Source organism: Cryobacterium sp. TMT3-29-2 (assembly GCF_004564305.1).
GTDB lineage: Bacteria > Actinomycetota > Actinomycetes > Actinomycetales > Microbacteriaceae > Cryobacterium > Cryobacterium sinapicolor.
This window is the reverse complement of sequence record NZ_SOGK01000139.1, coordinates 1-15,872: the sequence shown is the minus strand read 5'-3', so window position 1 is coordinate 15,872 and position 15,872 is coordinate 1. Positions and strand designations below refer to the sequence as shown.

Below are 15,872 nucleotides of genomic sequence, written 5' to 3'. Positions count from 1 at the left end.
CGGGCAGTCGGGAAAGCGAATGGGAGTCTTCTCCAGCATCCGTGAGGACCTGGCGATGGCGCGTGCCCACGACCCGGCCGCCCGCAGCAACATCGAGGTGTTCCTGGCCTACAGCGGTTTGCACGCCGTGTGGTCGTACCGGGTCGCGCACCGCCTGTGGGTGGCCGGATTGCGGCTGCCGGCCCGGCTCCTGTCGCAGTTCACCCGGTTCCTGACCGGGATCGAGATCCACCCCGGCGCCCGGATCGGCCGCAGGCTGTTCATCGACCACGGCATGGGCGTCGTGATCGGGGAGACCTCGGACATCGGCGACGATGTGATGCTCTACCACGGGGTCACCCTCGGCGGTAAGACCCGGCACGGGGTGACCCGTGGTGAGAAGCGGCATCCCACCCTGCACGACGGCGTGACGATCGGCGCCGGCGCCAAGGTGCTCGGGCCCATCGTCATCGGAGCCTGGAGCACCATCGGCGCCAACGCCGTGGTGACCCGGGATGCCCCACCCAAGTCGCTGCTGCTGGGCATCCCGGCCACCGTGCAGCCGGCCAAGCCCGACACCATCGAATCCGCCCGCGGGCTGCTGCCCGGCGACTACTGAGGAATGGAACCCCATGACCACCCACACCGCACCCCTCACCCTCCCCGTTCTCGACCTGTCGCGGCTCGACGGGAGCGACGCTGAGGCGGAGGCCTTCCGTTCCGATCTGCGGGAGGCCACCCACTCCTTCGGGTTCTTCTACCTGACCGGCCACGGTGTGCCCGCGGAACTGGTCGACCGGGTGATGCGCACTGCCCGGGACTTCTTCGCCCTTCCGGAAGCCGACAAGATGGCGATCGAGAATCTGAAGAGCCCGCACTTCCGCGGCTACACCCGGGTGGGCGGCGAGCTCACCCAGGGCCAGGTCGATTGGCGCGAGCAGATCGACATCGGACCGGACCGCCCGGCACTGCCGCGGCCCACGCGGGCCGACTATCTGCGCCTCGAGGGACCGAACCAGTGGCCCTCCACCCTCCCCGCTCTCGAAGAGGTGATGACGCTCTGGCGCTCCGAGCTCAACGCCATCGCCCTACGCCTGATGCAGGCTTGGGCCCTGTCGCTCGGCACCGATGAGCACGTGTTCGATGCGGCCTTCGCCGAGAAGCCGTTCACCCTGATCAAAATCGTTCGCTACCCCGGCAAGTCCGATCCCACGCCTCGGCAGGGCGTCGGCGCGCACAAGGACTCCGGGGTGCTGACCCTTCTGTTCGTGGAACCCGGCAAGGGCGGGCTGCAGGTGGAGAAGGATGGCGACTGGATCGACGCTCCCCCGCTCGACGGCGCCTTCGTGGTCAATATCGGCGAGCTGCTCGAGGTGGCCACGAACGGCTACCTCAAGGCCACCGTGCACCGGGTGATCTCCCCTCTGATCGGCGACGACCGGGTCTCGATCCCGTTCTTCTTCGGACCCGCGCTCGACGCGACCATCCCGCTGCTCACCCTGCCGGATTCCCTCGACTCGCCCGGCATCACGGCCGACCCGGAGAACCCGATCTTCGCCAGCTACGGGGAGAATGCTCTGAAGAGCCGCCTGCGGGCGCACCCGGACGTGGCGGCCATCCACTACTCCGACCTGGCCTGACTGACTCCGACCTGGCCTGACTCCGACCCGGACTGACTTCGGCCACCGCGCCGACGGCGACGGATGCTGCGAGCCCGCGGCCGCTACGGCTGCAGGCGCTCCAGCATCCAACCGCCGCTCTCCTGCGCCGTGAAGCGCAGGCGGTCGTGCAGCCGGGACGTGCGGCCCTGCCAGAACTCGATCGCGTGGGGAACGACCCGGAACCCACCCCAGTCGGCGGGCCGCGGGATCTCGGTATCGTCGGGGTAGCGGCGCTCGATCTCCCGTACCTGCTCCTCGAGCCGTTCACGGCTCACGATCGGCTCGGACTGCTCGCTGGCAAGGGCGGCGATGCGGGCGGGCCGCGGACGACGCGCGAAATAGGCGTCGCTGGCGGCGGCATCCGTGGCGTGGGCAGTGCCGTAGACGATCACCTGGCGCTGCATCGGGTACCAGGGGAACAGCAGTGTCACCCCGGGATTGGCTCGGAGCGCCCGTCCCTTGCGCGAGTCATAGTTGGTGACGAACTCGAACCCGCTGCCGTCGAGCCCCTTGAGCAGCACCGTGCGGCTGCTCGGCCGCCCGTCGGGGTCGATGGTGCCGACGACCATGGCGTTGGGTTCGTAGAGCCCGGCCCGCTCGGCAGCCCCCAGCCAGGCCGCGAACTCGAGCATCGGATCGACGTTGACCTGCGCCTCGGTCAGGCTCACTGCGCCGTAGTCGGTGTGACTCGTCAGAGATTCCATCAGCATCCTCGCCTCGTCGTCGTTACCCGGCGGAGAACGCGAAAAGCCCAGCCGCCGCTCTCTCCAGACTACGAGAGAGCGGGCGCTGGGCCACCGCAATGAGCGGGATCAGTCGTGGTCGCCGATCTCCGCGAGCCGGGTGGCTTCGTCGGCCGTGATGCAGGAGTCGATCACGGCGTCAAGGGCGCCGTTCATGACCGTGTCCAGGTTGTAGGCCTTGTAGCCGGTGCGGTGATCCGCGATTCGGTTCTCCGGGAAGTTGTAGGTCCGGATGCGCTCCGACCGGTCCATGGTGCGGATCTGGCCCTTGCGCACGAGAGAGGCCGCCGCGTCGATCTCCTCCTGCTGCCGGGCAAGCACGCGGGCTCGCAGAACGCGCATGCCGGCTTCCTTGTTCTGCAGCTGGCTCTTCTCGTTCTGCATGGCCACGACGATGCCGGTCGGAAGGTGCGTGATGCGCACGGCGGAGTCCGTCGTGTTCACGGACTGGCCGCCGGGGCCGCTCGATCGGTACACGTCGATCTTGAGGTCGTTCGCGCTGATCTCGACCTCTTCAGGCTCGTCGACCTCGGGGAAGACGAGCACCCCGGCGGCGGACGTGTGGATGCGCCCCTGCGACTCGGTGGCCGGCACCCGCTGAACGCGGTGCACGCCGCCCTCGTACTTGAGGTGCGCCCAGACGCCCTCGGCAGGGTCACTCGCGTTGCCCTTGATGGCGAGTTGGATGTCCTTGATGCCGCCGAGGTCGCTCGTGGTCTGCTCGATGATCTCGGTTTTCCATCGCTTCGACTCCGCATAGTGCAGGTACATGCGCAGCAGGTCGGCGGCGAACAGTGCGGATTCCGCACCGCCCTCACCCATCTTGATCTCCATGATCACGTCGCGGGCATCGAGCGGGTCGCGGGGAATCAACAGGCGCCGCAGCTTTTCGGCTGCGATCTCCAACTGCTCCACCAGACCCGGGATCTCCGCGGCGAAGTCGGCGTCCTCGTCTGCGAGTTCACGCGCGGCGTCGAGGTTCTCGCCGATCTCTTTCCACTCGTTCCAGGCCGCGATGATGCGGCTCAGCTCGGCGTAACGACGGTTGACCTTCTTCGAGCGGGCCGGGTTCGCGTGCAGCTCGGGATCCGCCAGCTGAGACTGGAGCTCGTCATGCTCAGCCAGCAGAGTCAGGACAGACTCGAACATCAGTGATCCTTGTCTGACCCACCGAGGGTCGGCATCGACTTCTGGACCTGCATCAGGAATTCGACGTTGGACGTGGTCTCCTTGAGGCGACCGAGGATGACCTCCAGCGCCTGCTGCTGCTCGAGCCCGGCGAGGGCGCGGCGCAGCTTCCAGGTGATCTTGACTTCGTCGGCGCTCATCAGCATTTCTTCGCGACGGGTGCCGGATGCGTTGACATCCACCGCGGGGAAGATGCGCTTGTCGGCCAGGTGGCGCGACAGGCGGAGCTCCATGTTTCCCGTGCCCTTGAACTCCTCGAAGATGACCTCGTCCATTTTGGATCCAGTCTCCACCAGGGCGGAGGCGAGGATGGTGAGCGAGCCGCCGTTCTCGATGTTACGCGCGGCGCCGAAGAAACGCTTCGGCGGGTAGAGCGCTGAGGCGTCGACGCCGCCGGAGAGGATCCGGCCCGACGGCGGGGCCGTCAGGTTGTAGGCGCGGCCCAGGCGGGTGATCGAGTCAAGCAGCACGACAACGTCGTGGCCCAGCTCGACGAGACGCTTGGCGCGCTCGATGGCGAGCTCGGCGACCGTGGTGTGGTCTTCGGCGGGACGGTCGAAGGTGGAGGCGATGACCTCACCCTTCACCGTGCGCTGCATGTCGGTGACCTCTTCGGGACGCTCGTCGACCAGGACGACCATGAGGTGAACCTCGGGGTTGTTCGTGGCGATGGCGTTGGCGATCTGCTGCATGACGATGGTCTTACCGGCCTTGGGCGGTGCAACGATCAGGCCACGCTGGCCCTTGCCGATGGGGGCGACCAGGTCGATGATCCGCTGGGTCAGCTTGCCCGGCTCGGTCTCGAGGCGCAGACGCTCGGTCGGGTAGAGCGGGGTGAGCTTCTGGAACTCGACGCGGTTCGCGGCCTCGTCGACGGTCAGACCGTTGATGGAGTCGACCTTGACGATCGCGTTGTACTTCTGGCGGCCGCTCTGGTCGCCTTCGTGCGGCTGACGGATGGAACCGACGACGGCGTCACCCTTGCGCAGATTGTACTTCTTGACCTGGCCGAGCGACACGTAGACGTCGCTGGCACCAGGCAGGTAGCCGGAGGTGCGCACGAACGCGTAGTTGTCGAGAACGTCGAGGATGCCCGCGACGGGGATGAGCACGTCGTCGTCGTTCAGCTCCGGCTCGAAGTCGTCGCCGGTGGTGACGCCGCGACGCTTGCGGTCACGGAATCGGTTGCGGTTGCTGCGGCCGTTCAGGTCGTCTTCGAGTCCGGCGCGGTCGGGGCCGGCGTTCCGGTCCTGGCCCTGGTTGCGGTCCTGACGGTCCTGGCCATGGCTGCGGTCCTGGCGGTCCAGAACCTGATTACGGTCCTGGCCCTGATTACGGTCCTGACGGTCCTGGCCCTGGTTGCGGTCCTGGCCCTGGTTGCGGTCCTGGCCCTGGTTGCGGTCCTGGCCACGGTCCTGGCCCTGCTGGGCCTGACGGTCCTGGCCCTGGTTGCGGTCCTGGCCCTGGTTGTCCTGACCCTGGCCGCGGTTGCCGGTCTGACGCTGCTGCCGGGTGGAATCCTCACCACGCTCGGCGCCCTGGGCACGGTCGCCCCCACGGCTGCGGTTGCGGTTGCGGCCCTGACGGGGCTGTTCGGACGGTTCGGCCTGCTCGGCCTGCTCGGCCTGGTCTCCCTGCTCCGCCGACTCGGCCTGCTCGGTGACTGCCGTCTCGGCCGAAGCGTGCTGCTCGGTGCCGGACTCGGTGACCGTCTCGGTGGCGAGCTCGTGGGCGTCGTTGCGCGCGTCGATGCTGCTACGGGCGTCGATGCTGTTGCGGGCGCCACCGTTGCGGCCACTGCGTGAACTGCCGCGACGCGACCGGCCGGAACCAGCGGTCTCGGGTGCGGACTCGGGGGTCTGCTCGGCCGCGGGTGCGGACTCGGTGGTCTCCTCGGCCGCAGGTGCGGACTCGGTGGCGGCCGGGGCCACCTCGGTGACCGACGGGGTCGGGCCGGCGGGCGCCTCGACGGATGACTCGGTGGCCGTGTTCGGGGCGGCGACCGCCTCGGCCGCTGCCTTCACGGTGACCGACGTGGCGCGCTTGCGAGCCTGGCGAACCGGCTTCTCGGCCGGGGCAGCCTCGGTCGCGGGCGACTCCGACGAGGAGCCGGCGTAGGTGGTGGGGGCGGTGGTGCGGCGGAGGGTCGCGGCGTTATCCGCAACGATCATGCCGATGCCCAGTTCACCGTCAGCGTTGACGTGCGCCACGGCGGGAGCCGCAGTCGCGGTGGAGGCGCGGCGCGAGACGCGCTTGCGCGGCGCTGCAACGGCGGCATCGGAGGCGGTGCCGGTCACCCCTTCGGCCGCGTAGGGGGCCTCGTCGCCGGAAGCGGATGCCGGAGCATCCGTAGCCGTGGAATCGGCATCGACGCCCGAGGATGCGTTCTTGGCCTGCTGGGCGGAGATGGCTCCGACGAGCTCGCCCTTGCGGAGCTTGGATGCACCCGGGATACCCAGTTCGAGTGCCAGAGCCTGAAGCTCGGCGACGCGAAGGGTGGTGAGGTGCGAGGAATCCGCACCGGGGGTGAGGAGGTTGACGTCAGTCACGAAAATTGTCCTTTCCCCTGGCGTCATGCGTGCTGGCCAGGGAAGCTGTTGCAGCGTCTCACGCGCTGCGGGTGGTCCAATCCCAAAGTGATGTGGATTGAAGTGAACACACACAGCTACGCATAGATGATGCGATAGCAGTGAGTTACAGGGAATGCACCGGAGAAGGGAGCCGGTCGTTAGGCGGTTCCATCGGGTACTCCTTCACTGTAGCAGAACGCAAGAACGCCGAGGACCGACTGTTGCGGCGTGTCCTCGGCGTTCCGTTGCCGCTCGCGGCGAGTGCGTCCGCGGAGACCTGGGCGCTGAGTCGTCACCCACCGTTGGCCGAACGAATTCGACGGAGATTTCGCCCGGATCGGGGCCAACCAGCTCAAAAGAGCGCTTTCAGACGAGAATCTCCGTCGAATTGGTTAGCGGTCGGTGCGGGTGACGGTCGCGCCCAGCACGTCGACGGCCAGCATGAGCGCCTGCCAGGGCGTCTCGGACTCGGCTGCGACGAGTTCGGCCGCGACGAGGCGCTGTGCCGGGTCGCTGGCGAGAACGAGGATCGACGGACCGGCACCGGACACGACCGCGGCGAAGCCGTGCTCCCGGAGCAGAGTGATCAGCCGGTTCGTCTCCGGCATGGCGGCGGCACGGTAGCTCTGGTGCAGCTTGTCCTCGGTGGCCGCGAGCAGGAGTTCGGGGCTTTGGATCAAAGCCGCGATCAACAGGGCAGAGCGCGACACGTTGAAGACGGCGTCTTCGTGCGGAACGCTTTCGGGCTGCAAGCTGCGGGCCAGCGCTGTGGACATGGCGTGCTCGGGAACGAATACGAGTGGTTTGACGCCGCGGTGCACCATCAGCTTCTTGTGGTGGGGTCCTTCGGGCGTCATCCAGGCGATCGTGAGCCCGCCGAACAGGGCCGGTGCCACGTTGTCGGGATGCCCCTCCATCTCGGTCGCGAGGGCCAGGAGCGCCTCGGGATCGATGTCGACGATGCCCTCGAGTAAGCCCTTCGCGGCCATGATGCCGGAGACGATGGCGGCGCCGGACGAGCCCATGCCGCGGCCGTGCGGAATCTCATTGTGGGCAACGAGGTTCAGACCGGGCAGTACCTGGCCGTAGGCGGCGAAGGTGTGGATGATGGCGCGCACGACGAGGTTCGTCTCATCGGTGGGCACCACGCCCTCTCCGACGCCGTGCACCTCGACCGCGACGCCCGGCTCGTCGCGAACGGAGACCTCGAGGTGGTCGTGGTGCGCCAGGGCGAGACCCAGGGTGTCGAAGCCGGGGCCGAGGTTGGCCGTGGTGGCCGGTACCTGCACGGTGACGGACCGGCCCGAGAGCGCCGACTTGCCGGAAAGGGCCTCGGCGATGGTCACTTCTGCACCAGCCCGAGGACGCTGGCGATTTCGGCGGTGTCGACGGGCACGATGGTCGGTTTCACGTCGGAGCCGTCCGCGGTGCGGAGTGCCCACTGCGGGTCCTTCAGGCCGTGGCCGGTGACCGTGAGCACCACGGTGGATCCGGACGGGATGAGCCCGGCCTCGGCGCGTTCGAGCAGGCCCGCGACGCTGATCGCGGAGGCCGGCTCGACGAAGATGCCGACCTCGGCCGACAGGATGCGGTAGGCCTCGAGGATCTTGTCGTCGCTGATCGCGCCGAAGTAGCCGTCGGTCAGGGTGCGGGCGGCGAGGGCGAGGTCCCACGAGGCCGGGTTGCCGATGCGGATGGCGCTGGCGATGGTCTCCGGGTGGTCGACGCGGTGGCCGAGCACGATCGGCGCGCTGCCGGAAGCCTGGAACCCGAACATGCGCGGCAGCTTGCTGGTGGCGCCGCGCTCGAGCTCTTCGGTGTAGCCGCGCGTGTAGGCGGTGTAGTTGCCCGCGTTGCCGACGGGGACGATGTGGATGTCCGGAGCGTCTTCCAGCACCTCGACGACCTCGAAGGCGGCCGTCTTCTGGCCCTCGATCCGGTCCGGGTTGACGGAGTTGACCAGGTGCACGGGGTAGTTCGCGGAAAGGTCGCGGGCGATGTCGAGGCAGTCGTCGAAGTTGCCCTGCACCTGCAGCAGCTGCGCGTTGTGCGCGATGGCCTGGCTGAGCTTGCCCATGGCGATCTTGCCCTCGGGCACCAGCACGACGGCCTGGATGCCGGCGTGGGTCGCGTAAGCGGCGGCTGACGCGGAGGTGTTGCCGGTGGACGCGCAGATGACGGCCTTGGCACCGTCCTCGACGGCCTTGGAGATGGCCATCGTCATGCCGCGGTCCTTGAAGGAACCGGTCGGGTTCATACCCTCGTACTTGATCCACACCTTCGCCCCCGTGCGCGCGGAAAGCGCCGGAGCGGGAATCAGCGGCGTGCCACCTTCGCCGAGCGTGATGATCGGCGTTTCAAGCGTGATGTTGAGGCGGTCCGCGTACTCGCGCAGCACGCCGCGCCACTGCCGGGAAGCCGTCTTCACGGCTGGTTTCGGCAGAGTCTCTCGTTCGCTGGACATCAGGCTCCTTCAACTCTCAAAACGGATGCGACATTGGTGACAAATCTGTTCGCGGCGAGGTCTGTCACGGTGGCGGCCAGGGCCGCCTCCGTGGCCTCGTGCGTTCCGATCACTAGGGTAGCCGTGGCGGAGACGGCGGAGCGACTCGCGGTGCCCGGCTGGGCCGGCGTCATTGACTGTTCGACCAGGGCCAGGGACACGCCGTGGTCGCTGAACACGCTGGCGAGCGTGGCGAGCACGCCGGGCTCGTCGGTCACTTCGAGGGTGACGGCGTAGCGCGTGACGATCCGGCCGATGTCCAAGACGGGCAGGTCGGCGTGCTGGGACGCGGGAACGCCGGGGCCGCCGGCGATGTGGCGGCGGGCCAGGGACACGAGGTCGCCGAGCACGGCGGACGCCGTCTCCACCCCCCCGGCCCCGGCGCCGTAGAACATCAGACTGCCGGCCGATTCCGCTTCGACGAAGACCGCGTTGTTGGCGCCGTGCACGGAGGCGAGCGGGTGGCTGCGGTGCACCATGGCCGGGTAGACCCGGGCGGAGACGCCCTCCTGGCCGGTTTCGGCGTCGACGAGGCGTTCGCAGATGGCGAGCAGCTTCACAACGTAGCCGGCCTTGCGGGCCGATTCGATCTGCGCCGGAGTGATGGCGGTGATGCCCTCACGGTAGACGGATGCGAGCGGCACGGTCGTGTGGAAGGCGAGGCTGGCGAGAATGGCCGCCTTCTGTGCCGCGTCGTAGCCGCCGATGTCGGCGGTCGGGTCGGCCTCGGCGTAGCCCAGGTCGGTGGCGAGGGCGAGCGCCTCCTCGAGGGTGTCCCCCTCGGTGTCCATCCGGTCGAGGATGAAGTTGGTGGTGCCGTTCACGATGCCGAGGATGCGGTTGACCTGGTCACCGCCGAGGCTCTCGCCGAGCGGCCGAACGATCGGGATCGCACCGGCCACGGCGGCCTCGTACTTGAGCTGCGCGCCGACCTGGTCGGCGGCGGCGAAGAGTTCGGGCCCATGGGTGGCGAGCAGCGCCTTATTGGCGGTGACGACATCCGCCCCGGAATTGATCGCCATCAGGATGTGTGCACGTGCGGGCTCGATGCCGCCCATCAACTCGATCACGACGTCGGCGCCGAGAATCAGGGTCTCGGCGTCGGTGGTGAACAGCTCGCGGGGCAGGTCGACGGTGCGCTCGGCGTCGAGGTCGCGCACCAGGATGCCGACGAGCTCGAGGCTCGCGCCGACCCGGTTGGCGAGTTCTTCACTGTTTTCGAGCAGCAGGCGGGCGACCTGGGCGCCGACGGAGCCGCCGCCGAGCAGGGCGACGCGCAGATTGCGGTATTCGATCATCGGGCGGGTTCCTTCGGTAGATCGGTGGTCGAGCCTGCGGTGGTCAAGCCGGTCGAAACCCCGGTGGTCGAGCCGGTCGAGACCGGGACCGGGACCGAAACGCCGGTGTCGCGGGCGAGCAGGTCGGCGATGGTCTCGCCGCGCACGAGCATCCGTGGGATGCCGTCGGCCACCGCGATCACGGCCGGCCGGCCGAGGAAGTTGTAGTTGTTCGACAGCGACCAGCAGTAGGCGCCGGTGGCCGCGATGGCCACCAGGTCGCCCGGGGCGACGTCGCCGGGCAGGTAATCGGCGTCGACCAGGATGTCGCCGCTCTCGCAGTGCTTGCCTGCGATGCGCACCAGCACCGGCTCGGCGGTCGACACCCGGCCGGCGAGCCGCACGGTGTAGTCGGCGCCGTAGAGGGCGGGGCGGGCGTTGTCGCTCATGCCGCCGTCGACGCTGACGTAGAGGCGCGGGTTGCCGGCCACGTCGACGGCTTTGGTGGTGCCGACCTCGTAGAGCGTGATTCCGGCCGGGCCGATGATGTAGCGTCCCGGCTCGAAGGCGACCACGGGAATCGGGATGCCTCGCGCGCCGCATTCCGCGGCGACGATGTCGGCCAGACTGGCCGCGAGTTCGCCGATCGGGGTGGGGTTGTCGGCGGACGTGTAGGCGATGCCGAAGCCGCCGCCGAGGTTCAGCTCGGGAACGGGACCGTCGGCGAGCAGGGCGGCGTGCACGGCGAGGAGGCGCGACGCGGATTCGGCGAAGCCGTCGGTGCCGAAGATTTGCGAGCCGATGTGGCAGTGCAGACCGCGGAAGCTGAGGCTCGGCTCGTCCCGGATGCGGCCGACCAGGGTCGCGGCGTCGTCGAGGGTCACGCCGAACTTCTGGTCTTCGTGCGCCGTGGCGAGGAATGCGTGGGTGTGCGCGTGCACGCCGCTGTTCACGCGCAGTCGCACGCCCTGCACGATGCCGTGCCGGGCGGCGGCCGCGGCGACCCGGCCGATCTCGACGGGGCTGTCGATCACGATGGTGCCGACGCCGACGCGGCAGGCCTCGTCGATCTCGGCCAGGGACTTGTTGTTGCCGTGATAGCCGAGCCGGTTCGGCGGGCTGCCGGCCGCCAGCGCGACAGCGAGTTCGCCGCCGCTGCAGATGTCGATGTTGAGACCCTCTGCCAGCATCCAGCGGGCGATCTCGGTGGACAGGAACGCCTTGCCCGCGTAGTAGATGTGAACGCTCGTACCGATGCGGGCGAATTCGGCCTCGAAGGCGGCGCGGAGCGAGGATGCGCGGGCGCGCGCATCCGTCTCGTCGACCAGGTAGAGAGGAGTGCCGAATTCGGCGGCCAGCGCGGACGCGGTGCAGCCGCCGATGGTGAGCTCCCCCTGAGTGCTGCGGTCGATGGTGGCTGGCCAGAGACCGTCGGCGAGCACGTTGGCGTCGTCGGGCAGGCGGAGCCAGTCGGGGGCGAGCGGGTTGGTGGCCACGGGTGAAAACCTCACGGGAAATGTCGAGTGGGTGTCTCACTAAAGTGGCGAGCGAACCCGGATTGGTCCCTGAAGCCAGTGAAAAGGATGCCTTCGGTTGCGTACCGGGGACGTGCCCTGAGTGTAGCGAACGCCGCTGTGAGCGCCGAATCGCGTTACGCCCCGCTGCGCGGCGGGCTGCGCGGCCGGTGCGGCCTGCGGATCAGTCCAGCTCGGCGGTTTCGGCCACGTCGACGATCCAGGCCTCCGGGTCGATCATGACAGTCGAGCCGCTGCTGCTCCAGATGCGCCGCATCTTGAGCAGCATCTTCTCCGCCTCCCGGATCGTGCCCAGTTCCAGGTCGATCATGACGAAGTTCGGATCCGTCACCGAGCGGAGGATCGTGTAGCGGATCACCCCGGATCCGCGGCGATCGGCCGGGTCCAGGTCGAAGGCGCGTTTCCACCGGTCATAGTCGGGCACGGGATGTTGAATGCGCAGAATCATGGTGCCTCCTCAACCAGGCGAATGCGCGACGGGCGCACTCCCTCAGCGTACGACCCCGCGGGCGTCGTGTCAGGCCCCGGTTTGGTCACAGTCCGCAGTGTTCACGAGCGAGTCGCGATCAGGTCGGTCGCGGCCGGCCCCGTTCGCGGCCGGCCCCGTTTACGGCTCAACCGTTGCTGCAGCTGCCGAGGGTCGTCAGCGACTCCCGGCCGAGCGTCAACGCGCTCGATTGCAGCGTGAGCCGCGCGCGCTCTGGCGTCACGTTCACCCCGGCCAGGTTGACCCCCTCGGGGAGGTACGGGGCCACGCAGATGCGGAGCGGTTCCTCACCCAGCACGAGCGAGAGCAAATTGCCGGCGTCGATGCTGCCGCCGCCGGAGGTGACGCTGGCGCCGCTCGGCGTGAGCAACAGCGCGTCGGCGTCGACGCTCGGCGTCGCCGAGGCGCGGTAGCCGATCGGGAAACCGAGCACCTCGAGGTCGCCGCTGTAGCTGATCTCGCCCTGCCCGAGTGCCACGCTGGCGTCGGGGGCGTCGTTCGGCAGCGCCTGGGCCAGCAGCGTGTTGAGGGCGTCGGGCTCGAGGTCGATGATGCCGCGCAGGTCGCCGACGGGCTCCGACTGGTCGAGTGGGACATCCGTCGCCACCACGTGCACGGATGCCGGCACGCCGTCCACGGTCAGGGCGCCGGATTCCAGGGCCACCCGGTCGAAGCTGCCACCAAGGTACTGGGCGATGACCGACAATCCGCCGATGGAGACGGCCACGTCTCCGGTCACTGTGTCGGGAAGGTTCGCGGCGATCTCCTGCTCGATCTGGTCCTCGGCGTAGCCGCGCAGCCCACCGTCGATGAAGAAGAACACTGCGACCAGGCCGAGCACGACCAGGCCGGTGACGACGAATGCGCCGAGGCCGCGGCGCCGGGATTTTCGAGCGGACGCGTCCACCCCTACATGCGTTCCGGTGCGGAGACGCCGAGCAGGCCGAGGCCATTGCGGATGACCTGACCGGTCGCGTCGTTGAGCCAGAGCCGGGTGCGGTGCAGATCGGTGATCGGTTCATCGCCGAGCGGGATCACCCGGCAGTTGTCGTACCAGCGGTGGTAATAGCCGGCGACCTCTTCGATGTAGCGGGCGATGCGGTGGGGCTCGCGCAGTTCGGCGGCCTGTGCGACGACTCGCGGGTATTCCTGCAGCACGCCGAGCAGAGCCGACTCGCTGTCGTGGGTGAGCAGTTCCGGGGCGAACGCGGTGCGTTCCACGCCGGCGGCGGCCGCGTTGCGGGCGACCGAGCAGGTGCGGGCGTGGGCGTACTGCACGTAGAAGACCGGGTTTTCGTTGGTGCGCTTGCCGAGCAGGTCGAGGTCGATGTCGAGCTGGGTGTCGCTGCTCGAGCGCACCAGGGAGTAGCGACCGGCGTCCACGCCGACGGCGTCGACGAGGTCGTCGAGGGTGACGATCGTGCCGGCGCGCTTGCTCATTCGGACGGGTTCGCCGCCCTTGAGCAGGTTGACCATCTGACCGATCAGGATCTGCAGGTTGACGCCGGGCACGTCGCCGAACGCCTCGACCATGGCCATCATGCGGCCGACATAGCCGTGGTGGTCGGCGCCGAGCATGATCAGGTTCTGGTCGAAGCCCCGCTCGCGCTTGTCGAGGTAATAGCCGAGGTCGCCGGAGATGTAGGCCGGTTCACCGTTGGAACGGATGATGACGCGGTCGCGATCATCGCCGAACGTGGTCGTGCGTAGCCAGATGGCCCCGTCTTCCTCGAAGATGTGGCCCTGTTCGCGCAGCCGTTCGATGGCCCGGTTGACAGCGCCGGACTCGTGCAGGGAGTCTTCGTGGAAGTAGACGTCGAAGTCCACCCCGAAGCCGTGCAGCTTCTCCTTGATCTCCGTGAACATCAAGTCGACGCCGACGCTGCGGAACACTTCCTGCTGCTCCACGCGGGACAGGACGGCGATGTCGCCCGCGTGGCTGGCCACGACCTGGTCGGCGATGTCGCCGATGTAGGCGCCGCCGTAGCCGTCTTCAGGGGTGGGCTCGCCCAGGTAACCGGCGAGCACGCTGCGGGCGAAGCGGTCGATCTGCGAGCCGTGGTCGTTGAAGTAGTACTCACGGGTGACGTCAGCGCCCTCCGCCTGCAGCACCCGGGCGAGGCTGTCGCCCACGGCCGCCCAGCGCACGCCGCCCATGTGGATAGGGCCGGTGGGGTTGGCGGAGACGAACTCGAGGTTGATCTTGAGGCCGTCGTAGAGGTGCCCGGTGCCATAGAAAGGGCCCGCGTCGACGATGGTCCGGGCGAGCGCGCCCGCTGCGGCGGCCTCGAGACGGATGTTGATGAAGCCGGGTCCGGCGACGTCGACGGAGGCCACGTCGGGAAGCTGTTCCAGCCCGGCAGCCAGTTCGGCGGCCACCTCGCGCGGGGTGGAGCCGAGCGGCTTGGCGATCTTCATCGCGATGCTGGAGGCCCAGTCACCGTGGTCACGGTTTCTCGGACGCTCAAGCGTGACATCCGCCACGGTCAGATTGAGGTCGGCCACCGGGATTCCGGCCTCGCGTCGACGCTCGCTCAACTGGAGGATGAGGTCGAACAGGGATTGGGAAAGCTCAGCGGGAGTCACGAAAAGCAAGCTTACCGGCCCGGTCAACGACACCCCTCTTGGTAAGGTCAAGCGTGACTCACACCCTCTCGCCCAGACTTCCGCGCGGACGGCTCCTGCGCTCCACTCTTCTCCTCGCCACCGGCACGGTCGCCGTCGTGGCCCTGGCCGGTTGTTCATCGGGTTCCAACCCGGGGAGCAGCCCGTCGGCAACGTCGACTTCCGCAGCTTCCTCGGCCGCCACGGCGACACCCGCGGCGACTGAAACACCCACCCCTACGCCCACCGTCGCGCCGGCCGGCACGCCGGTCTCCCTGTCGTGCGATCAGGTGCTCACCCTCGACGACATCTACTCGTTCAATCCGAACTACGGATCCGCCCCCGATTTCGATCCGACCATCGCAACGGGCAAGACGGCGGCGGAATTCAAGGGGCTGAACTGCGGACTGCTGAATCAGTCCAGCGGAGAAATCATCGAGGTCTCGGTGACCCAGCCGAATAACGTGCTGCGGTCACAGCTGACGAACGAGGCCGTCAGTTCCAGCCAGATCGTTCCGACCTATGGCACCCCACCCGCCGTTGAAGGCTACTTCTCGGCTTCCGGCGGCACCGGAGTGGCACAGGTCTTCACCTCCACCTACTGGATCACGGTCGGCTCGTCGGCATTTTTCGAGCCGGGCGACGCCGAAGCGCTCGTGGCCGCGGCGGTCTCGAACCTGGAGTAACACGCCCGGGCGGACGCCTCGCCAGAACCGGCCGGAACCCGCCCGAGCCCGCCCGCACCCGCCGATTTGGGCACTTCCGGTCGAGTTCGGGTGGTGTGCCGGGCGAGCTCGACCGCGTCCGTCGAAGTCGATGCGGAACATCGGCTGCCCGGATGCTGGTAACCTAGTGTTTTCCCTGGCCCCCATAGCTCAGGGGATAGAGCACTGCCCTCCGGAGGCAGGGGCGGCAGTTCGAATCTGCCTGGGGGCACCGTGAGCTTGACCACGAGCGCGTGATGCCGCAGAGAAACGACTCCTCGGCCCGGCCCGAAGAGGGCCCCTCCGAAGCCGCCCACCCCGGTGCTCGAGCCCGTCGAGACCCGGTGCAGCGCCACCCGAAGGCTCCCATCCCGGTGCGCCGCCCTCCGAAGGCTCCCACCCCGGGGGTCGATCCTGCCGGGACCCGGTGCACCGCCCTCCGAAGGTTCCCGTCCCGGTGGTCGATCCTGCCGAGACCAGAGGCCGAACTCCCGCCTCAGGTCCGCTTGCTTGGCAGTGCGATCAGCGTCTGTTCCGGGGCGACCTCGCCCGGTGGCCGGAGCCAGTACTGGGTGCCGGTTCGGATGATGCTCCAGTGCTGGTTGTGCAGCAGTAGATGGT

Annotated in this window: 13 protein-coding genes and 1 tRNA gene; 4 read left to right on the top strand and 10 right to left on the bottom strand. The window is 68.4% G+C overall.

Features of this window, described 5'->3' with window-relative positions; translation table 11 throughout:
* The first annotated feature begins 19 nt into the window (after positions 1–19).
* On the top strand, positions 20–598 hold the full coding sequence (gene epsC / locus E3O67_RS16420; RefSeq protein WP_134432555.1) for a serine O-acetyltransferase EpsC: 579 nt from the start codon (positions 20–22) through the stop codon (positions 596–598).
* Positions 599–611: 13 nt separating this feature from the next.
* A complete protein-coding gene (locus E3O67_RS16415; RefSeq protein WP_135103176.1) occupies positions 612–1,619 on the top strand; it encodes an isopenicillin N synthase family oxygenase in 1,008 nt (335 codons plus the stop codon).
* A gap of 83 nt (positions 1,620–1,702) precedes the next feature.
* Here E3O67_RS16415 and pdxH read toward each other — a convergent pair whose 3' ends face one another.
* From pdxH to argS, 10 genes are all read right to left on the bottom strand, one after another.
* Positions 1,703–2,344 (bottom strand): pyridoxamine 5'-phosphate oxidase, encoded by a 642-nt coding sequence (gene pdxH / locus E3O67_RS16410; protein WP_174776854.1) that lies wholly within the window; start codon positions 2,342–2,344, stop codon positions 1,703–1,705.
* Positions 2,345–2,452: 108 nt separating this feature from the next.
* The gene (gene prfA, locus E3O67_RS16405; protein WP_134432551.1) at positions 2,453–3,532 is read right to left on the bottom strand and encodes a peptide chain release factor 1; all 1,080 of its coding nucleotides are present in this window, start codon (positions 3,530–3,532) and stop codon (positions 2,453–2,455) included.
* Positions 3,532–6,120 carry a transcription termination factor Rho gene (rho, locus tag E3O67_RS16400; protein ID WP_241979365.1) on the bottom strand — a complete coding sequence of 863 codons (2,589 nt, stop codon included), beginning with the start codon at positions 6,118–6,120 and terminating at the stop codon, positions 3,532–3,534. The genes prfA and rho overlap by 1 nt, the downstream gene beginning before the upstream one ends.
* 413 nt (positions 6,121–6,533) lie before the next feature.
* Positions 6,534–7,481: a homoserine kinase gene (gene thrB, locus E3O67_RS16395; protein WP_135103187.1), complete on the bottom strand. Its 948-nt coding sequence runs from the start codon at positions 7,479–7,481 to the stop codon at positions 6,534–6,536.
* A gap of 2 nt (positions 7,482–7,483) precedes the next feature.
* Complete coding sequence (thrC, locus tag E3O67_RS16390) at positions 7,484–8,605, bottom strand: threonine synthase (protein ID WP_134432547.1); 1,122 nt, start codon at positions 8,603–8,605, stop codon at positions 7,484–7,486.
* Positions 8,605–9,942 carry a homoserine dehydrogenase gene (locus tag E3O67_RS16385; protein WP_135103175.1) on the bottom strand — a complete coding sequence of 446 codons (1,338 nt, stop codon included), beginning with the start codon at positions 9,940–9,942 and terminating at the stop codon, positions 8,605–8,607. Before E3O67_RS16385 ends, thrC begins: the two co-directional genes overlap by 1 nt.
* Positions 9,939–11,417, bottom strand: a complete 1,479-nt coding sequence (gene lysA, locus E3O67_RS16380; protein ID WP_134432543.1) for a diaminopimelate decarboxylase — start codon at positions 11,415–11,417, stop codon at positions 9,939–9,941. Before lysA ends, E3O67_RS16385 begins: the two co-directional genes overlap by 4 nt.
* 202 nt (positions 11,418–11,619) lie before the next feature.
* Complete coding sequence (locus tag E3O67_RS16375; protein WP_134432541.1) at positions 11,620–11,904, bottom strand: hypothetical protein; 285 nt, start codon at positions 11,902–11,904, stop codon at positions 11,620–11,622.
* Between the two features lie 166 nt (positions 11,905–12,070).
* On the bottom strand, positions 12,071–12,850 hold the full coding sequence (locus E3O67_RS16370; protein WP_167726700.1) for a DUF2993 domain-containing protein: 780 nt from the start codon (positions 12,848–12,850) through the stop codon (positions 12,071–12,073).
* Positions 12,851–12,852: 2 nt separating this feature from the next.
* Positions 12,853–14,529: an arginine--tRNA ligase gene (gene argS, locus E3O67_RS16365; protein ID WP_135103173.1), complete on the bottom strand. Its 1,677-nt coding sequence runs from the start codon at positions 14,527–14,529 to the stop codon at positions 12,853–12,855.
* 53 nt (positions 14,530–14,582) lie between these two features.
* On the opposite strand from argS, the gene E3O67_RS16360 reads away from it, so the two are divergent.
* Together E3O67_RS16360 and E3O67_RS16355 are read left to right on the top strand one after the other, a co-directional pair.
* A complete protein-coding gene (locus E3O67_RS16360) occupies positions 14,583–15,233 on the top strand; it encodes an iron ABC transporter ATP-binding protein (protein WP_135103172.1) in 651 nt (216 codons plus the stop codon).
* Positions 15,234–15,411: 178 nt separating this feature from the next.
* Positions 15,412–15,483, top strand: a tRNA-Arg gene (locus E3O67_RS16355).
* Positions 15,484–15,872 lie beyond the last annotated feature (389 nt).